This is a genomic window from Amycolatopsis speibonae (assembly GCF_042647925.1).
In the GTDB taxonomy this organism is placed as follows: domain Bacteria; phylum Actinomycetota; class Actinomycetes; order Mycobacteriales; family Pseudonocardiaceae; genus Amycolatopsis; species Amycolatopsis speibonae.
The window spans coordinates 42,467-60,209 of the sequence record NZ_JBHRWK010000168.1; the positions used below are offsets into that span (position 1 = coordinate 42,467).

Sequence of the window (17,743 nt, forward strand, 5' to 3'; positions counted from 1 at the left end):
GTCACGGTAGTGCCCCGAAGCGGGCCACGTAGTGCCAGACGCGTTTGAGAGCTTGCGGATCAAGGTAGCCGCCTTCGGCCAGCGTCATCCCGAGTTCGACGAATTCGGGACCGCGGTACGCGGGGTGCCGTTCGAGTTCTTCGGTCGTCAGGCGGAATCCCGGATGCCATTCGACCGGACAGTCCAGCCGGAGCGCGGCCTTTCCGACGTCGGTGCCGCGGTGACTCGGGTCGAGTACGAGGGCTTCGACGTCGTCTCGCTCGGCCAGTGCGATCAGTGTCGAAACCGTGGTGCCGTAACCGAAATCCGCCGGACGCGGCACACTGTCCGGATAGCAAGACGTCGTAGGCGCCGCCGAACATCCGGCTCTCCCAATGCCGGCGGTCTCCGCCGGGGTGCGCGGTCAGTCCGCCGTTGCTCGTCCCGGTTTCGAACTGGTTGCGGTAGAAGCCGTCCTCGGCCATCGCCGCCAGTACCGCGCGTCCGTCCACTGTGGATCGGGCGGGATGGAAGTGCGGGGTCACCGGCAGCCCTGCCTCGTGCCCGCCGCGCGCTTTCGCCGCGATGTAGGTGAGGGCCAGGGAATCCATCGCCCGAGTATCAGGCGTGCCGCCGGGCGAGGGCGACCAGATATCGGACCGGCTCGCCGGTCGGGTTGACGTAGGCGCACTGCTGCGGAGTGCCGAGCTGCAGGCAGTCGCCCGCGTCGAGTTCGTGGTCGACGTCGCCCTCGCGGAAGCGCAAATGCCCGTCGAGTACCCAGATCTGATGGTGGGTCAGCGTGTAGGTGTGGGCGGGGAAGGCGACTTCGGCGCCCGCGGGCAGCACGACCTCGACCAGTTCCAGCGGCCCGCCGAGCGACGGTGACACCGCTCGGCGCACATAGCCGGTGTCGGGGTCGGTCCAGGTCGGCTGATCGGCCGCGCGCGCGAGCCGCCGATCGCCGTGTTCGGCGCGGGCGATCAGCTCGGACAACGTCATCCCGAGCGCGGCGGAAAGCCTGCTGAGCAGGACGGCCGTCGGCTGCGCCTCACCCCGTTCGATCTTGCCGATCATCGCCCTGGACACGCCCGAGGACTCGGCGAGGGCGTTGGCCGAGAGGTTCTGGTCGAGCCTCGCGGACTGGAGCGTCGCGGCGAGCGACGCGGACAAGGGATCCGACATGCTGCTCACTATAGTGGCAACATCGGTTACTATGGTCGCCATGGTGATCAGGGAGGCGACGGAAGCCGACGCGACGGCGTGCGCGGGGATCTACGCGCCGTACGTAACCGACACGGCGATCTCGTTCGAGACCGAGCCGCCCAAGCCCGACGAGATGGCCGAGCGCATCGCCAAGGCGCAGCGATCCCATGCTTGGCTCGTGCTCGAAGACGACGAAGGCCGCGTCGCGGGCTATGCCTACGGAGGGCCCTTCAGCGGTCGTCCTTCATATCGCTGGTCATGCGAGGTCAGCGTCTATCTGGAGCTCGGCCGCCGGAGGACCGGTGGCGGCCGCGCGCTCTATCAGGCGCTGCTGGACAAACTGGCGTCGCGCGGGTTCCGGAACTTCTGCGCGGGGATGGTGCTGCCGAACGACGCGAGCGCCGGACTGCATCGCGCGCTGGGATTCGAGCCGGTGGGGACGTACCGGCGGATCGGGTACAAGCACGGGGCCTGGCGGGATGTCGCGTGGGTGCAGCTTTGCCTGCCGGAGCCGGCCGGGGTCCCTGCCGAACCTCGGTGAGGCGTGCAGGGTCACCCCTGCCTCCGTCCGTCCGCCCTGACAGCGCCAGCCCTTCACAACACCCATGCCGGCCCCGGCGAGAGTCCACATCGGACAAGATGTCCGTGAAGGCCTCCTTCACTACCCTCAGGGTAGGCAAGGAGGCCTTCACGGACTTTGCGTCGCCTAGGGGCCCGGCTCGCCTCAAGACTCCAGGTAACGCAGCACGGCGAGAACCCGCCGGTTGTCCCCTTCGGACTGTGGCAGCGCCAGCTTCCCGAAGATGCTCGAAACGTACTTCTCCACCGAGCCGGCCGAAAGGAACAGCGCCGCGGCGATCGCCGAGTTCGACCGCCCCTCCGCCATCAGGCCCAGCACCTCCCGCTCCCGCGGCGTGAGCCCGGCGAGCGCGTCCGTCTTCCGGGTGGCGGTGAAGAGCTGGCTGACCACTTCCGGATCGAGCACGGTCTCACCGTCGGCGACCCGCCGAAGCGCGTCGAGAAAGTCCGACACCTCCGCGACGCGGTCCTTCAGCAGGTAGCCGACACCGCCCGCGCGGTCGGCCAGGAGTTCCGTCGCGTACTGCGTCTCGACGTACTGCGAGAACAGCAGGATCGCGCACCCCGGCAGTTCCGCGCGCAGCGTGATCGACGCGCGCAGCCCTTCGTCGGTGTGCGTCGGCGGCATCCGGATGTCCACAATGGACACATCCGGCAGATGCTCGCGCACCGCCGCGCACAGGCTGTCGCCGTCGGCGACGGCCGCGACGACCTCGTGCCCCCGAAGGTTCAGCAGCTCGACGAGCCCCGCCCGAAGGATGGCCGAATCCTCCGCGATCACGACGCGCACGCCGCCCCCCATGTCCTATTTCCGTAATGGTATTTCCGCGCCGATCACCGTAGGCCCTCCAGGAGGGCTGTCGATGTCGAGCCTGCCGTCCACCGTCGCGAGCCGCTCGGCGATCCCGGCGAGCCCTCCACCGCGTTCCGGCAGGGCCCCGCCTTCGCCGCCGTCGCGCACCACGAGCCGCAAGGCGTCACCGACGATACCCACGTCGACCTCGATCGCGGCGGAAGTGTGTTTGGCGGCATTGGTCAGGAGTTCGGCGACGGTGAAGTAGGCGATGGTCTCGATCGACGGCGACGGCCTGCTCGGCAGGTCCACGCTGATCCGCGCGTCGATGCCCGAGCCCGCGGCCAAAGTGGACAGTGCGATGTCGAGACCGGCGTCGAGCGCGGCGGGGTGGATGCCGCGGGCGAGGTCACGCAGTTCGACCAGTGCCTGTTTCGCGTTGGCGTGCGCGGCGGTGACCAGGGTGGTGACCTGGTCGATGTCGCCGCCGCCGGAGAGTTCGTCCTTCGCGATGCCGAGCTTCATCGCCAGCGCCACCAGCTGGGCCTGCGCGCCGTCGTGCAGGTCGCGTTCGATCCGCCGCAGCCGCCACGTCGCGTCGTCGACGGCGGCCGCCCGGCTGCGTTCGAGGTCGCGCACCCGTTTGGAGAGGTCCTCCGCACCGAGGACCCCGCGCACCAGCAGGCGGTCGAACTCGGTCAGGCCGTGGACCACCCACGGCATCGCCAGCAGCATGGCCAGCCCGGTGAGGGCGAGCGGCAGGGTGAGGGGCCAGGCGTCGACATGGAGGTCGAACGCCGGCATGGCCTCCCCGTTCAGGGTGAGCCAGAAAAGCGGGTACGTCAGCGTGCTCACGGCGTACACGAACAGGATCGCGACCAGGAAGAACTCGATCAACGACAGCGGCAGCCGGATCACCAGGTAGGCGATCGACCGCCAGCCGATCGGATCGCCGATCTTGCTCTTGACCCCGTTCCACAGACCCGGCCGCAGCTCGGGCCGGGCGGGCGGGGTGACCGTCGTCCCGAGCAGGGTACGCGCCAGGCCGATGTGCGCGGCGCCGATCAGCCGCGCGCCCGCCACGACCCCGATGAGCACCGGCAGCCCGACGGTGAGCAGGCTCAGGCCGATCCCGAGGAACAGGCCGACGACGACGAGCGCGACGAACACCAGCGTCAGCGGCGCGCCGATGAGCACCCACGCCAGCTCCGCCCAGTACGCGCGGCTCAGCTGTGCGCCGAGGACACGCGGGACGAGGCGGGTGGTCACGGCTTCACCTTGCCGTGACCACCCGCCTCGTGCCCATCCAGGTTTCCCTAGTCTTCGCGGTGCTCTTCGTCCGCCTGCGCCCGCTGGGACGCTTCGCGCATCTCGATGACGTCCGTCAGCCAGTCGCCGGTCTCGCGGGCGATGTCCCGGATCGCGCCGGTGATGATCGTCGCGATGTTGCCGATGTGGGTGGCCGCGGATTCGGTGACCTCTTGGACCACGTCCTTGGTGCTTTCGAACTGACCGACCATGTCAGACACCTTAAGCCGCTCGGAGGGTCTTGTCGCTCTCCACGGTAGCGGGAGTGCGGGGTTCACCGTTCCAGGGCATGGCCAGTTTCACGATCTTCTTGGCCACCGAGAACAGCTGCTTGTGCAGGGGGCCGGTGTTGTACGGCAGGCCGTACTTCTCGCAGATCGCCCGCACCTCGCCCGCGATCTCCGGGTAGCGGCGTGCCGGGATGTCCGGGAACAGGTGGTGCTCGATCTGGTGCGAGAGGTTCCCGGTCATGACGTGGAAGAGCTTGCCGCCGGTGATGTTCGCCGAGCCGAGGATCTGCCGCAGGTACCACTGGCCCCGCGACTCGTTCTCGGTCTCCTCCTCGGTGAAGCTCTCGACGTCGGCGGGGAAGTGCCCGCAGAAGATGATCGAGAACGCCCACAGGTTGCGGGTCAGGTTCGCGGTGGCGTTGCCGAGGAAGGTCAGCGGCGCGAGCGGACCGGTCAGCAGCGGGAAGAGCACGTAGTCCTTGCCGACCTGGCGACCGGCCTTCTTGAGCATCTTCAGGCCGACCTCCTTGTTGTCCGACCACTTGCGCTCGCCCTTGACGATGCGGTCGAACTCGAGGTCGTGCAGCATGACGCCCCACTGGAAGAACAGCGCGAGCAGCGTCGCGTACACCGGGTTGCCCAGGTAGTACGGATTCCACTTCTGCGCGGGGTCCATCCGCAGGACGCCGTAACCGATGTCGCGGTCCTTGTCGAGGATGTTCGTGTACGTGTGGTGCATGTAGTTGTGCGAGTGGCGCCAGTTCTCGGCGGGGGCGACGTTGTCCCACTCGAACTTCTGCGAGCTCAGCGCCGGGTCGCGCGTCCAGTCGTACTGGCCGTGCATGACGTTGTGGCCGATCTCCATGTTGTCGAGGATCTTCGCCACCGAAAGCGCGGTCACGCCGGCGATCCACGCGGGCGGGAAGAACCCGGCGAACAGCAGCCCGCGGCCCGCGACTTCGAGCGCGCGCTGGGTCTTGATGATGTTGTGGATGTAGTCGACGTCGACCTGTCCGAGGTCGGCGACGATCCGCTGCCGGATCTCGTCCACTTCGCGGCCGAACTCCTCGACCTGCGCCGGGGTCAGCTTGTCCTGCAAGCCCGTCATGACTGGCTCCTTTCTAAGCGTTGATCTCGACGTCCCCGACCGGGACGGAGATGCAGAGCTGGATCTCTTCGTTCTCTTCGCTGGAGGTCTCACCGGTCTTGGCGTTGCGCACGCAGCCGGAGGTCTTGACCTGGGTGCAGGAGAAGCAGATGCCCATCCGGCAGCCGTGTTCCGGGCTCAGCCCGGCGTCTTCGGCCTGCTCCAGAAGCGGTTTCCCGGAGTTCTCGAACTCGCGGCCGCTGCGCGCGAACCGGACCTGTCCTTCGGCGTTCTCGGTGTCGAAGGTGAGTGCCGGCGGCGTGAACTCCTCGGTGTGCAGATGTGCGCCGAGCCCGTCGGCCTCGAACGCCTCCCGGACCGAATCCATCAGCGGCTTCGGACCGCAGAGGAAGGTCGCGGCGTCGGGATACCACGGCACGGCGTCCGTGAGGTGTTCCTTCGAGAAGAACCCGTGCAGGTCGCCGCCGGTTTTCGCGTGAGTGAACGCGTGTACCACCCGCAGGCCGGGCAGGCGGCGGGCGAGGTCGGCGAGCTCGGGGCGGTAGAGCGCGTCTTCGGCGCCGTTGGAGTAGTGCAGGAAGGCGAGGTCGCCCTCGTACTTCTCGTCCGCCAGCGTGCGCAGCATCGACAGGACGGGCGTGATCCCGCTCCCGCCGCTCACCAGGAGGATCCGCCGGGGCCTCGGCGACGGCAGGGTGAACTCACCGTCCGCAGTGGACAGTCCGAGGACCGAACCCGTGGTGATCGTGCGGTTCAGATGCCGCGAGACGAGGCCCTGCGGGTCGGCCTTGATGGTCAGTTCCAGTGTGCCGTCGTGCTCCGAACCGGCGGGTGAGTAGCAACGGGTCCGGCGGACGCCGTCGATCTCGACGGTCACCCGCACGTACTGGCCCGCGGCGAAACCCCGCCAGGCCCGGCTCGGCCGGACGGTCAGCGTGACCGTGTCGGATGTCTGCCGCCGGACGTCGGTGACCAGGCCGCGGATCTCGCGGCGGACCAGCATCGGGTCGACGAGTTCGAGGTAGCGGTCCATTCCGTGGGGCGTGAGCAGGGCCTCGGCCAGCGAGGCCAGCCGTCTGGCCCTGCGCGGTACCAGTGCCGTCATCACTTTCTCCCAATTTCAGTGAACGCTTGTACACTCAACAGTGAAGTGGCGATGGTCCCGCTTGTCAACGCGAGAGGACGGCGATGTGACGTGGGTGATAGCGCGGAGGCGATTACGCTGACCGTCGTGACAACAGAGCCCGTTTCCCGGCAGGAGCGCAAACAGCGCACCCGGCAGGCGCTGCTGGACGCGGCGCTGGACCTGGTGGCGGAACGCGGGTTCTCCGGACTGAGCCTGCGCGAGGTGGCGAAGCAGGCCGGGATCGTGCCGACGGCGTTCTACCGCCATTTCGCCTCGATGGACGAACTCGGGGTGGCGCTCGTCGAGGAGTCGATGCGCACCCTGCGCACGATGATCCGCTCGGCGCGCACGAGGCCCGCGGCCTACAACGACATGATCCGGACGTCCGTGCGCATCCTGCGCGAGCACGTGCGGGCGCACGAGGCCCACTTCCATTTCCTGACCAGGGAGCGCTACGGCGGCACCGGCCCGGTCCGGCAGGCGATCGGCTTCGAACTCAAGCTCTTCGTCAGCGAACTCGCCGTCGACCTCGCGCGGTTCGACAACCTCCGCGAATGGCTGACCGAGGATCTGCACCTGCTCGCCGACCTGATCGTGACGACCATGCTCACGACGGTGCTGGAGTTGCTCGAAACACCTTCGCGTGACGACGAGATCGTCCGCACGGCCGAACGGCGGCTGCGGTTGATCTTTCTGGGGGTGCCGAACTGGCGCAGCGTTCCGTGATCCGGGAAGCCGTTGCTCCGTAAGTGTCATGAGGGGTCCCCATAGGACGAAATGTGTCCTGAGGGGACCCCTTATGACATCGCGCACCTGGATCGATGGCTGGATCGATCGTGATGAGCGATGTCACGGAAAGATGCCGTCCGGATACGTTCAGCCAGGAAAGTTGTCGGTCGGACGTGGTAAACAGTGCGGGTTCGTGTGGTCCTCTCCAGCGAGGAGGTCGCCTGTGGCGGCAGAAAACGAGCAGCTCACGGTCGGTGTTGTCCGGGAAACCGGACAAGGCGAACGCCGCATCGCGCTGGTACCGAAACTCATCGAGCGCGTCTCCGGACGCGGACTGCGGGTGGTGGTCGAGCCCGGCGCGGGCGCCGGCGCGCTCCTCGCCGACGAGACCTTCGAGCAGGCGGGCGCGGTGATCGGCGATCCGTGGGATGCCGACATCGTGGTGAAGGTGGCGCCTCCGAGCGCGGCCGAAGTCGCGAAGCTCAAACAGGGCACCATTCTCATCGGCTTCCTGAATCCACGGGGTGACCCCGAGGGGATCGCGGCACTCGAATCGGCGGGCGTCCGCGCCTTCGCCGTCGAGGCGATCCCGCGGATCTCCCGTGCGCAGGCGATGGACGCGTTGTCGTCACAGAGCAGTGTCGCGGGCTATCGCGCGGTATTGCTGGCCGCGGAGAAACTCACGCGGTTCTTCCCGATGCTCACCACCGCGGCAGGGACGGTGCCACCGGCGAAGGTGCTCGTGCTCGGCGCGGGCGTCGCCGGGCTGCAGGCCTTGGCGACGGCGAAACGGCTCGGCGCGCAGACCACCGGGTACGACGTCCGGCCCGAGGTCGGCGAGCAGGTGAAGTCGCTCGGCGCGAAGTTCCTCGAACTAGGCATCGAGGCGGCCGGCGAAGGCGGGTACGCCCGCGAGCTGACCGATGAGGAGAAGGCCGAACAGCAACGCAGGCTGACCGAGGCGATCACGAGGTACGACGTCGTGATCACCACCGCGCTCGTCCCCGGCCGCAAGGCGCCGACCCTCGTCACCGCCGACGCGGTGAAGGGGATGCCCGCCGGTGGTGTCGTGGTCGACCTCGCCGGCGAGTCCGGCGGCAACTGCGAACTGACGAAACCGGGCGAGGAGGTCGTCGAGCACGACGTCACCATCTGCTCGCCGCTCAACCTCGCGGCGGAGATGCCCGCGCATTCCAGCGAGCTCTACGCGCGCAACGTCACCGAGTTGCTGGAACTGCTCGTCGACAAGGAGGGGAAGCTCGCGCTCGACTTCTCCGACGAGATCGTCGCCGGGGCCTGTGTGGCCGGGGCCGGCGTTTCCGGCGAAGAAGGAGGCGAGTGATGCTCGTAGGCAGCTTGGCGATCCTCGTACTCGCCGGATTCGTGGGCTTCACCGTCATTTCGAAGGTGCCCAACACCCTCCACACCCCGCTGATGTCGGGCACCAACGCCATCCACGGCATCGTCCTGCTCGGCGGGCTGATCGTGCTCGGCCTCGGGGTCGACGGCGTACTGAACAAGATCCTGCTGGTGATCGCGATCGCCTTCGGCACGATCAACGTGGTCGGCGGCTTCCTCGTCACCGACAGGATGCTCTCGATGTTCAAGGCGAAGAAGCCGGAAGACGGTGGTGACAAGTGACGACCTTCATCGCCGTCCTCTACATCATTTCCTTCGCACTGTTCATCTACGGCCTGATGGGCCTGACCGGTCCGCGCACCGCGGTCCGCGGCAACTGGATCGCCGCGGTCGGCATGGGCCTCGCGGTGATCGCGACGCTGCTGACACCGGGGATGACCAACTGGCTGCTGATCGCCCTCGGCGTCGGCATCGGTGTGGCCGTCGGCGTGCCGTCCGCGCGCAAGGTGAAGATGACCGCGATGCCGCAGATGGTGGCGCTGTTCAACGGCGTCGGCGGCGGGGCGGTCGCGCTCATCGCGTGGGTCGAGTTCCGCACCACCGAGGGCTACGCGCACGAGCCGGCGTATGTCGCGATCGCGTCGCTGTTCGCCGCGGTCGTCGGTTCGGTGTCCTTCTGGGGCTCGAACATCGCGTTCGGGAAACTGCAGGAACTCATCTCCGGCCGCCCGATCACCCTGGGCAAGCTGCAGCAGCCGGTGAACGCGCTGGTGCTGGTCGCCGCGATCGTCTTCGCGGTCGTCATCGCCACCGGCGGCAGCGCCGAACTGCTGATGATCGGGCTGCTCGTCGCGGCGGGCGTGCTCGGCGTGGTGGTCGTGCTGCCGATCGGCGGCGCGGACATGCCGGTCGTGATCTCCCTGCTGAACGCGCTCACCGGTCTGTCGGCCGCGGCCATGGGTCTCGCGCTCGACAACACCGCGCTGATCGTGGCGGGCATGATCGTCGGCGCCTCGGGTTCGATCCTGACGAATCTGATGGCGAAGGCGATGAACCGGTCGATCCCGGCCATCGTCGCCGGCGGGTTCGGCGGCGGCACGACGGTCACGAGCGGCGGGTCCGGCGAGGTCCGGCCGGTCCGCAGCACCAGCGCGTCCGACACCGCGATCCAGATGGCGTACGCGAACAAGGTCGTGGTCGTCCCCGGTTACGGCATGGCCGTCGCGCAGGCGCAGCACGTGGTCCGCGAGATGGCGAAGCTGCTGGAGGCCAAGGGGATCACGGTCGCCTACGCCATCCACCCGGTGGCGGGCCGGATGCCGGGGCATATGAACGTGCTCCTCGCCGAGGCCGACGTCCCGTATGAGCAGCTCAAGGAAATGGACGAGATCAACTCCGAGTTCGCCCAGACCGACGTCGCGCTGGTGATCGGCGCGAACGACGTCACGAACCCGGCCGCGGAGACCGATCCGGGCTCGCCCATCTACGGGATGCCGATCCTCAAGGTGAACCACAGCCGGTCGGTGATCGTGCTCAAACGCTCGATGAGCTCGGGCTTCGCCGGCATCGACAACGAGCTCTTCTACGATGCGAAGACAAGCATGCTCTTCGGCGACGCCAAATCGTCGGTGGGCGAGATCGTGGAGGAACTCAAAGCACTGTGACCGGCCCCTCGGAAGTCGTCGCCGCGTTCGACGACCCGGCCGACAACCTCGCGTTCGACGAAGCCCTCCTGCGAGCCGCACCGGAGGCGCCGGTCCTGTGGATCTGGCGCAACACCGACAGTGTGGTCGTGGGGCGGGGGCAGAAGATCGAACGCGAGGTCAAGGCGGATGTCTGTGCGAGCGACGGGGTTCCGGTGCTGCGCCGGGCCAGCGGCGGCGGCACGGTGTTCCACGATCCCGGCAATCTCAACATCACCCTTGTCCTGCCGGGACTCGGGCTGTCCGGAGAAGCCGTCAAACCGCTCGAAGCGCTCGGGGAACTGATGACGGCGACGGTGGCCGAGCTCGGGCTGCCGTCGCGGCTCGGTGATCGGGGACTGTTCGTCGGTGACTCGAAGCTGTGCGGTTTCGCCGTGTTCCGGACGAGAACGGGCTTGCTCGCGCATTCCACCCTGCTCGTTTCGACCGCGGCCGAGCGGGTCGGCCGGTACCTCACTTCGGCACCCGCGGATCCCCGTCCGCTCGACTCCCACCGGAGCCAGGTCGCGTCGCTCGCCGAGCACGGCCTGCGTAAAGGTGTTGCCGAAGTCACGGCCGCGGTCCGCCTCGCGGCGGCCGCGCAACTGGGTGAACTCACCACCCGGAAGCCGTCGGCGCGGGAGCGGGAGTGGCACGGCTCGCTCCGGCACACGAGGTACCACTATCCGGAATGGCATTCCGAAGGCGCTCAGCGCAAATGAGCTGAAACGAAAAAGGCCCTTTCGCGAAAATCGCGAAAGGGCCTTTTTCGATGAACTACTTTTCGGTGGCCGAGAAAGTGACGGCGGGCACCTTGCGGGAGCCGCGCGTGGTCTTCTTCGGCTCGGCCGCCTTCTTCGCCGGCGCCTTGGCGACGGTCTTCGGCGCTGCCTTGGCGGCGGTCGTCTTCGCGGCCGCGGCCTTCGGGGCGGCTTTCGCGGCCGTCGTCTTGGCGGTGGTCTTCGGCGCTGCCTTGGCCGGGGTCTTCGCCGCGGCGGCGGCCTTCGCGCGACCGGCCGGAGCCTTGGCCGCGGTGGTCTTCGCAGCCGCGCCACGGGTCGACTTCGCCTTGGCCGCGGTGGCTTTCGCCGTGGTCTTGGCGGGAGCCTTGGCTTCCACCTTGGGGGCGGCGGCCTTCTTGGCGGCGGCGGGCTTGCGGCCGGCGACACCCTTCGCGGCGGGCTTGCGGCCCGGCTTCGCGGCCGGCTTCGCCTCGGCCTTCGCGGCGGTGGCCGCGGTCTTCGGGGTCGACTTCGACACCCGCGCGCCCTTGGGGCGCTGCACGACCCGCGGCCGCAGTTTGCGTCCACCGATCCGGCGGCCGTTCTCCACATAGGCACTCAGGATTTCCCGGAGTGCGCCGGCGTTGTCGGCCGAAAGGTCGATGTCGTAAGCGATTCCGTCCAAACCGAAAGCGACCGTTTCTTCGGCCGCCTCGCCGGTCAGATCGTCCAGCAAATGCACAGCAGTGTTCCTGGCCATGAAAAAACCTCCCGCGCTCGATCGTTCTACTGCGTAACCGGCACGGTGAACCCTGAACCCGCGGCTGATGACTCACGCAGCGACACGAGGATAGCGGCAGGTTGCGCGAAGCTGCGCGGTGGTGTGCGCTGAATGCATGTCAGCACAGACTTTTGACGTGATCGTGATCGGAGGCGGCCCGGTCGGCGAGGTCGCCGCCGAACGGGCCGCCCGCGGCGGTCTTCAGGTCGCCCTCGTCGAACATGAACGTTTCGGCGGCGAATGTTCTTACTGGGCCTGCATTCCGAGCAAGGCACTGCTTCGGCCGGGGAACCTCCTCGCCGCCGCCAAACGGGTCCCCGGCGTCCCGGTCGGCGACGCGGTCGACCCCGCCGAGGTGTTCGCGCGCCGGGACTGGTTCACCGGCAAGGGAGATGACACCGGACAGGTGAAGTGGGCCGAAGGGGTCGGGATCGCCCCGATCCGCGGGCACGGCCGGATCACCGGTGAGCGGGAGGTCACGGTCGACGGCGGTGACGTGCTCACCGCGCGGCACGCCGTGATCGTCGCCACCGGCAGTGTCCCGCGGACGCCGTCGATCCCTGGGCTCGACACCATTTCCCCCTGGGGTTCGCGAGAGGCGACCTCGGCGGAAGCGGTCCCGCGCCGGCTCGGCGTCCTGGGCGGCGGTGTCGTCGGCGTCGAAATGGCGCAGGCCTTCGCGACCCTCGGCGCCGAAGTCCACCTGATCATCTCGGGGGCGCGTCCGTTGCCCCGGCTGCCGGATTTCGCGGGCGACGCCGTCATCGCGGGACTCCGCGAAGTCGGGGTGACCGTGCACACCGGCTCTGGTCTCGACTCCGTGTCCGCTGTGGACGGTGGTAAGGAGTTGGCCTTGAAGGGTGGTGACCGGTTGCTCGTCGACGAACTGCTCGTCGCCACCGGCCGCCGCCCGGCGACCGACGGGCTCGGCGTCGAGACGCTGGGGCTCGAAGCGGGCGCGCCGCTCACGACGGACGACAACGGCCGTGTGTCCGCTGTGGACGGTGACTGGCTGTTCGCCGTCGGGGACGTCACCGGCCGGGCACCGCTGACCCACCAGGGCAAGTACGCCGCCCGGGCCGCGGGGGACTCGGTGGCCGCACAGGCCGCGGGCAAGCCGGTCGACTCCGCCGCGTGGAGCGCGCACAGCGCCACGGCAGACCACCACGCCATCCCGCAGGTCGTCTTCACCGATCCGGAGGTCGCTTCGGTCGGGCTCGCCGGACCCGAGGAGGGCAAGCCGCACCGCGTCGTCGACATCGACATCGCGGTCGCCGGTTCGTCGCTGCACGCCGACGGTTACGCGGGCAAAGCGCGGATCGTCGTCGACACCGAACGCGGTGTCCTCGTCGGCGCGACCTTCGTCGGGCAGGACGTCTCCGAACTGCTGCACTCGGCGACGATCGCGATCGTGGGCGAGGTCCCGCTGTCACGGCTGTGGCACGCCGTCCCGTCGTTCCCGACGATCAGCGAGGTGTGGCTGCGCCTGCTGGAGGCATACGGCCTCTAGCCGTTGACCGGGAGTTCGAGGGCGGCCTTCGCGCCCCGGACCAGGCTGGGATCGTCCGGAGTGGACGGTCCCGGCACCCACACCACCTGGACCAGCCGGACCGAATTCCCGTCCAGGTGGCTTTGGTATGCGGCGCTCTCGAACACCGGGACGTCGCCCTGCCACTGGTTGGTCTCGGTGGCGACGTCGAGGATGCCGCCACCGCCGGGGGTGTCGGCGGCGGCCTTGAACGCGGTGGCCTGTTCGGCGTTCGGGAAATCGACGACGGCGATCGTGACCGCGGCGGCCCGGCCGTCGATGGAACTGGCGAAACTGGCCCGTTTCACCGCGGAGCAACTCGTCCGCTGAAGACTCGACTGGACGTCGCCGTACGCGTGCGACGCGCATTTCTGGTCGGCGGCCGACGCCCGCGAGGTGAATTGGATGTTCTCCACCGCGCTGCTGCTCGGTGGCGGGGGACTGGTCTCCGCGGTCGGCGGCGGGGGAGTCTGCGTGGCCGCGGTGTCGTCACCGCCGGAAGCCACGCTGATCGCCGCGACCAGCAGCACGATGAGCAGGCCGATCGCGGCGAGCGGGAGCCATTTCACCGTCTTGGACTGGTGCGGTGCCTTCGGGGCCGGTTCGGCGGGAGCCGGAGCGGGGGCCGCGGCGGGAGCGGCCGCCGCCGGTGGCGGGGCCTGTCGGACCGGCGGAACGGGATTCGCGGCGACGGCCTGCCGAGCGGGCTGAACCGGCGGGACGGGCCGAACGGGCGGAGCGGCTTTGACCGGGCGAACGGCCGGTTTCGCCGGTCTTTTCCCCTTCCCCGGATGCTGCACCGGGACCGTCGGGGCGATCGCGACGAGCGGGTTCTCGCGGATCACGGTCGGCTCGTCGTCGGAATAGGCGCTGAACCCTTCCCCGAGCAACATCTCTTCGGGCATCGGCGGCGCGTCCGGGGCGAGCGCGGCGATCAGTTCCCGCGCCTGCTGGACCGAGCGGGGCCGGGCCGCGGTGGCCAGCGAGACCGTCGCGGCGAGCATCGTCGTCGCCGTCGGGTAGAGGACCCGGACCGAGCCGGCGAGGTCCGCGGCGGGCTGATCGACCGTCTCCACATAGGGGCCGACGGCGATGATCGTGCCGATCGGCCCGGCGCCGGGTGCGACGTCCGCGATCTTGTGCGTGCACGCCGCGGACAGCGAGAGCGCGTCGGTGGCCGGGTTGATCGAGGTGTCCCCGTGGACCAGCGGCCAGCCGTCGGCCTTCCACGGCCCGCCGAGCGGGGCTTCGAGTTTCAGTGCCGGGTCGGGCAGGTCGACGCCGATGACGATCAGGACGCCCTTCGGCATCACGACGACGGCCTCGACGGGCCTTCCTTCGACCGGGCTGGCGCCTACCAGGGCGATCCCGCCCACGACGTTGCTGCCCCGGCCGAGTGAGGCCAGCGCGGCGCGGACGTCCTCGGCCACCCGGGACGGCTGTTGAGCGAGGCGAACGAGTCGCACCGAACCCTCCCCATCTCGTCGGTCTCGATGCACAAAGTAGCGCCTCCATCTGGACCAACGGGGCGACACGTCGCAGGTAGGCACGGTGATGTTGCTCCGAGAAGTTGTCATCGACGTGAGCGCCGTCACCCGTCCGGGTATTACTCGTTGGTAGGTCACTGCTCCTTTGTCCCCTGTCACCAGGAGAAACGTCATGGCCGTATCTCGCCCCTGGCGTCGACGCGCCGCACTCGTCGTCGCCCTGCTCGCCGTCCCGGCCGCGGGGATGGTCCCCGCGCAGGCCGCGGGACCGCTCGCACCCGTCGCCCCCGGACTCTCCCGTCTGCTCTCGGCCGTCACCGGCGCCGCGGGGGTGACCGCGCTCGTGCACGCCGACGACGTCGCCACCGCCGAACGCGCCGCCCGCGGAGCCGGGCTCACGAAGATCACCTCGTTCGGCAAGATCGGCGTCGTCGCCGTCCGCGGGACCGCCGATCAGGTGCGCGCGGTCCGCGAGGCCGACGGAGTCACCTACGTCGAAGGCAACGAGAAGCTCAAGGCACACGGCAGCGCCGGTACCACGGCGACCCGGAGCCTGCAGACACAGACTCAGCTCAAGGACGCCGGTGGCACTCCGGTGGACGGCAGGGGCGTCTCCGTCGCGATCATCGACACCGGCGTCGACCCGACGCATCCGGCGTTCAAGGGCGCCGACGGCAAGACACGGGTGGTGCGCAGTCTCAAGAGTCTCTGCCTCGACGGCACGGCTACCGACTGCATCGTCGACCTCCCGACCGTCGTCGACACCGACACTCTCTCCCTCGGCGGCCACGGCACGCACGTCACCGGTATCGCCGCCGGGAACCAGGTGACGCTGACCGACGGCACCAAGGTCGGCGGCTCGGCGCCGGGCTCGAAGATCGTCTCCGTCTCGACCGGGGCGGCGCTGCTCGTGCTCGGCACCGACGCGGCGCTGAACTGGGTGCTGGAGAACCACAAGGCGCCCTGCGGCGCGGGTGTCGCGGCGTCGGTGTGCCCGCCGATCAAGGTGACCAACAACTCCTACGGCCCCAGCGGAGGCGGCGGCTTCGACCCGAATTCGGCGACGGTGAAGCTGCAGCGCGCGCTCGCCGCGGAAGGCGTCGTCACGGTGTGGGCGAACGGGAACGACGGCGGCGACGGCTCGGCGAACCTCTCCAACCCGCCGGGGCAGGACCAGACGCCGGGTGTGCTCTCGGTGGCGTCGTCCAACGACCTGGGGACCGGCACCCGCGAGGGCACGGTCTCCGACTTCTCCTCGCGCGGCCTCAAGACCGACCAGGCGACCTGGCCCGACGTTTCCGCGCCGGGGGAGAACATCCTCTCGTCCTGCCGTCCCACCCAGCCGATCTGCACGCAGGGCCTGCAGCCCAAGAACGGTCCGGGACTGCTGGACCTGGCCACCTACAACGTGATCAGCGGGACCTCGATGGCGGCTCCGCAGATCACCGGGATCGTCGCGCAGCTGTTCCAGGTGGCGCCGAACGCGAGCCCGGGTGACATCGAGGCCGCGATCAAGGGAACGGCGTACAAGTTCACGAACGGCTCGCCGTACGTGGCGGCAGGGCCGTACACGTCGAGCTTCGACAAGGGCACCGGTCTGGTGGACACCTTCGCCGCCGCCAAGTCCCTCGGCGCCCAGGGCTGAGCCAAGCCGCTTCGCAAGTCCGTGAAGGCCTCCTTGCCTACCCTCAAGGTAGGCAAGGAGGCCTTCACGGACTGGGCGGCACAATTGCCGTCCCCGGGTTAACCCGCGTAACGGGATCTTTTTCCCTGCCCTGCCGAAAGAAGGGGGCCTTCGCAGGAGTTCCGCGTCCCAATCAGGTGCGACTTGTGGTGTTCATGTGGCCAAACAGCACAGTTGGGGTGCACAATGTGCTCACGCGTACCGGGAGGCGGCACGAGCCACCTGACCAGCGCAGCTCGCGAGGTCGTAGGGGAAGACGCCCCTCGTCGAGTAGCGGAGGTCAGCAGTGAGCACCCGTGGCAACACCCGTGGCGTGGTGTACGTCCACTCGTCGCCGTCTGCGGTGTGTCCGCACGTCGAGTGGGCTATTTCGGGCACCCTTGGTGCCCGAGTCGAGTTGAAGTGGACGGCGCAGCCCGCCAGTCCAGGACAGCTCCGCGCCGAATGTGGTTGGCGTGCGCCTTCGGGCACCGGCGGAAAGCTGGCGTCCGCGCTCAAGGCGTGGCCGATGATCAGGTTCGAAGTCACCGAAGAGCCCAGTGCGGGGGTCGACGGCGAGAGGTTCTGCTTCGCGCCGGGCCTCGGCCTGTGGCACGGCAGGACCAGTGCCAACGGCGACATCGTCGTGGGCGAGGACCAGTTGCGAGCACTCGTGAGCAAGGTTCGCGCCGGCGAATCCTTGGCGCACAAGCTCGACGAGCTCCTCGCCGCCAATTGGGACGAAGCGCTCGAGCCGTACCGGCACGCCGGCGACGGCGCCCCGGTCACCTGGCTGCACCAGGTCGGGTAGACGGGGTGAAGACGGAAGAGGCGGGCGGCTAACCTTTCAGGGTGACCGCCCAGCCTCGCCCCCTCTCCCGTCAGCGGTGGCTGATCCCCGTCATCGTGGTCGTGATCTCCCTGACCGTCGGCGTCGGGCTGCTGGCACGCGATCTCTACCTCCGCCCGGAGGCCGCCCCCACCGAACCGCTCGTCAGCGAGTCGCCGACGTCGGTCGCCCCGGAGGCGCAGCCCGGCTCGCGTGCCGTCGAGGTGACTCCCGACGTCTTCGCGCATCCGCAGTACCAGAGCGTCCGGCAGGTGCTGCAGGGGTATTTCGACTCCATCAACGATCGCGACTATCCGAAGTGGACTTCGGTGGTCAGCCGCGAACGGGCCAAGACCAAGACCTCGTCGGAGTGGAAGAAGGACTATCAGTCCACTCGGGACGGCACCATCCTCGTCTACCGCATCGAGCCGGGCGCGCCGAGCACGCTCCGGGTACTCGTCGCCTTCACCAGTACACAGGAAGTCGACGACGCGCCGGTGTACTTGCCGGAGGGATGCATCCGCTGGCGACTGGTGCTGCCACTGCGGCTGGAGAACGGGTCATGGCGCGTCGACACCACCGACGGCGGCACGAACCCCGAACACGAAAGATGCTGAAGTAAGGGACGACATGG

Annotated in this window: 18 protein-coding genes and 1 pseudogene; 10 read left to right on the forward strand and 9 right to left on the reverse strand. The window is 68.7% G+C overall.

Annotated elements, in window-relative coordinates; genetic code table 11:
- Nucleotide 1: 1 nt before the first annotated feature.
- Together ACFOSH_RS44810 and ACFOSH_RS44815 are read right to left on the reverse strand one after the other, a co-directional pair.
- Nucleotides 2-590 (reverse strand): annotated as a pseudogene (locus ACFOSH_RS44810) (DUF3626 domain-containing protein).
- Between the two features lie 10 nt (nucleotides 591-600).
- Entirely contained in the window at nucleotides 601-1,164 is a 564-nt protein-coding gene (locus ACFOSH_RS44815; RefSeq protein WP_378248075.1) for a helix-turn-helix domain-containing protein, read from the reverse strand.
- A gap of 31 nt (nucleotides 1,165-1,195) precedes the next feature.
- Between ACFOSH_RS44815 and ACFOSH_RS44820 the strand changes: the two genes are divergently transcribed.
- A complete protein-coding gene (locus ACFOSH_RS44820; RefSeq protein ID WP_378248077.1) occupies nucleotides 1,196-1,726 on the forward strand; it encodes a GNAT family N-acetyltransferase in 531 nt (176 codons plus the stop codon).
- A 183-nt stretch (nucleotides 1,727-1,909) separates the two neighbouring features.
- Here ACFOSH_RS44820 and ACFOSH_RS44825 read toward each other — a convergent pair whose 3' ends face one another.
- Genes ACFOSH_RS44825 through ACFOSH_RS44845 form a run of 5 tightly spaced genes read right to left on the reverse strand, consistent with a single transcriptional unit; the run spans nucleotide 1,910 to nucleotide 6,308 of the window.
- Nucleotides 1,910-2,554, reverse strand: coding sequence for a response regulator transcription factor (locus ACFOSH_RS44825; RefSeq protein WP_378248165.1), 645 nt, complete (start codon nucleotides 2,552-2,554; stop codon nucleotides 1,910-1,912).
- A gap of 15 nt (nucleotides 2,555-2,569) precedes the next feature.
- Nucleotides 2,570-3,826 (reverse strand): sensor histidine kinase, encoded by a 1,257-nt coding sequence (locus ACFOSH_RS44830; RefSeq protein WP_378248079.1) that lies wholly within the window; start codon nucleotides 3,824-3,826, stop codon nucleotides 2,570-2,572.
- Nucleotides 3,827-3,873: 47 nt separating this feature from the next.
- Nucleotides 3,874-4,077, reverse strand: coding sequence for a hypothetical protein (locus tag ACFOSH_RS44835; RefSeq protein WP_101609572.1), 204 nt, complete (start codon nucleotides 4,075-4,077; stop codon nucleotides 3,874-3,876).
- Nucleotides 4,078-4,087: 10 nt separating this feature from the next.
- Nucleotides 4,088-5,203 (reverse strand): fatty acid desaturase family protein, encoded by a 1,116-nt coding sequence (locus ACFOSH_RS44840; protein WP_378248081.1) that lies wholly within the window; start codon nucleotides 5,201-5,203, stop codon nucleotides 4,088-4,090.
- A 13-nt stretch (nucleotides 5,204-5,216) separates the two neighbouring features.
- A complete protein-coding gene (locus ACFOSH_RS44845; protein ID WP_378248083.1) occupies nucleotides 5,217-6,308 on the reverse strand; it encodes a ferredoxin reductase in 1,092 nt (363 codons plus the stop codon).
- Nucleotides 6,309-6,398: 90 nt separating this feature from the next.
- Here ACFOSH_RS44845 and ACFOSH_RS44850 point away from each other — a divergent pair, with 90 nt between their 5' ends.
- The 5 genes from ACFOSH_RS44850 (at nucleotide 6,399) to ACFOSH_RS44870 (ending at nucleotide 10,821) form a co-directional block, all read left to right on the forward strand.
- A complete protein-coding gene (locus ACFOSH_RS44850) occupies nucleotides 6,399-7,055 on the forward strand; it encodes a TetR family transcriptional regulator (protein ID WP_378248085.1) in 657 nt (218 codons plus the stop codon).
- Nucleotides 7,056-7,281: 226 nt separating this feature from the next.
- Complete coding sequence (locus tag ACFOSH_RS44855; protein ID WP_378248087.1) at nucleotides 7,282-8,400, forward strand: Re/Si-specific NAD(P)(+) transhydrogenase subunit alpha; 1,119 nt, start codon at nucleotides 7,282-7,284, stop codon at nucleotides 8,398-8,400.
- Entirely contained in the window at nucleotides 8,400-8,699 is a 300-nt protein-coding gene (locus tag ACFOSH_RS44860) for an NAD(P) transhydrogenase subunit alpha (RefSeq protein ID WP_007032801.1), read from the forward strand. The genes ACFOSH_RS44855 and ACFOSH_RS44860 overlap by 1 nt, the downstream gene beginning before the upstream one ends.
- Nucleotides 8,696-10,081 (forward strand): NAD(P)(+) transhydrogenase (Re/Si-specific) subunit beta, encoded by a 1,386-nt coding sequence (locus ACFOSH_RS44865; protein ID WP_378248089.1) that lies wholly within the window; start codon nucleotides 8,696-8,698, stop codon nucleotides 10,079-10,081. The genes ACFOSH_RS44860 and ACFOSH_RS44865 overlap by 4 nt, the downstream gene beginning before the upstream one ends.
- A complete protein-coding gene (locus tag ACFOSH_RS44870; RefSeq protein WP_378248091.1) occupies nucleotides 10,078-10,821 on the forward strand; it encodes a lipoate--protein ligase family protein in 744 nt (247 codons plus the stop codon). Before ACFOSH_RS44865 ends, ACFOSH_RS44870 begins: the two co-directional genes overlap by 4 nt.
- Nucleotides 10,822-10,876: 55 nt before the next feature.
- Here the strand turns inward: ACFOSH_RS44870 and ACFOSH_RS44875 are convergent, their stop codons facing one another.
- Entirely contained in the window at nucleotides 10,877-11,581 is a 705-nt protein-coding gene (locus tag ACFOSH_RS44875) for an Lsr2 dimerization domain-containing protein (protein ID WP_378248093.1), read from the reverse strand.
- A 157-nt stretch (nucleotides 11,582-11,738) separates the two neighbouring features.
- Between ACFOSH_RS44875 and ACFOSH_RS44880 the strand changes: the two genes are divergently transcribed.
- Entirely contained in the window at nucleotides 11,739-13,112 is a 1,374-nt protein-coding gene (locus ACFOSH_RS44880) for a dihydrolipoyl dehydrogenase family protein (protein ID WP_378248095.1), read from the forward strand.
- Here ACFOSH_RS44880 and ACFOSH_RS44885 read toward each other — a convergent pair.
- Nucleotides 13,109-14,596, reverse strand: a complete 1,488-nt coding sequence (locus ACFOSH_RS44885) for a hypothetical protein (RefSeq protein ID WP_378248097.1) — start codon at nucleotides 14,594-14,596, stop codon at nucleotides 13,109-13,111. The genes ACFOSH_RS44880 and ACFOSH_RS44885 overlap by 4 nt on opposite strands.
- 193 nt (nucleotides 14,597-14,789) lie before the next feature.
- On the opposite strand from ACFOSH_RS44885, the gene ACFOSH_RS44890 reads away from it, so the two are divergent.
- From ACFOSH_RS44890 to ACFOSH_RS44900, 3 genes are all read left to right on the forward strand, one after another.
- Nucleotides 14,790-16,262, forward strand: coding sequence for a S8 family peptidase (locus ACFOSH_RS44890; RefSeq protein ID WP_378248099.1), 1,473 nt, complete (start codon nucleotides 14,790-14,792; stop codon nucleotides 16,260-16,262).
- A gap of 325 nt (nucleotides 16,263-16,587) precedes the next feature.
- The gene (locus ACFOSH_RS44895; protein ID WP_005154552.1) at nucleotides 16,588-17,091 is read left to right on the forward strand and encodes a DUF3145 domain-containing protein; all 504 of its coding nucleotides are present in this window, start codon (nucleotides 16,588-16,590) and stop codon (nucleotides 17,089-17,091) included.
- Between the two features lie 41 nt (nucleotides 17,092-17,132).
- On the forward strand, nucleotides 17,133-17,726 hold the full coding sequence (locus ACFOSH_RS44900) for a hypothetical protein (protein ID WP_378248101.1): 594 nt from the start codon (nucleotides 17,133-17,135) through the stop codon (nucleotides 17,724-17,726).
- Nucleotides 17,727-17,743 lie beyond the last annotated feature (17 nt).

Bases quoted from the DNA above. Each gene is read 5' to 3' on its own strand.
- ACFOSH_RS44875 (WP_378248093.1), bottom strand. From the start codon at position 11,581: ATGGCCAGGAACACTGCTGTGCATTTGCTGGACGATCTGACCGGCGAG.
- ACFOSH_RS44820 (WP_378248077.1), top strand. From the start codon at position 1,196: ATGGTCGCCATGGTGATCAGGGAGGCGACGGAAGCCGACGCGACGGCG.
- ACFOSH_RS44890 (WP_378248099.1), top strand. From the start codon at position 14,790: ATGGCCGTATCTCGCCCCTGGCGTCGACGCGCCGCACTCGTCGTCGCC.
- ACFOSH_RS44840 (WP_378248081.1), bottom strand. From the start codon at position 5,203: ATGACGGGCTTGCAGGACAAGCTGACCCCGGCGCAGGTCGAGGAGTTC.
- ACFOSH_RS44835 (WP_101609572.1), bottom strand. From the start codon at position 4,077: ATGGTCGGTCAGTTCGAAAGCACCAAGGACGTGGTCCAAGAGGTCACC.
- ACFOSH_RS44845 (WP_378248083.1), bottom strand. From the start codon at position 6,308: ATGACGGCACTGGTACCGCGCAGGGCCAGACGGCTGGCCTCGCTGGCC.
- ACFOSH_RS44815 (WP_378248075.1), bottom strand. From the start codon at position 1,164: ATGTCGGATCCCTTGTCCGCGTCGCTCGCCGCGACGCTCCAGTCCGCG.
- ACFOSH_RS44860 (WP_007032801.1), top strand. From the start codon at position 8,400: ATGCTCGTAGGCAGCTTGGCGATCCTCGTACTCGCCGGATTCGTGGGC.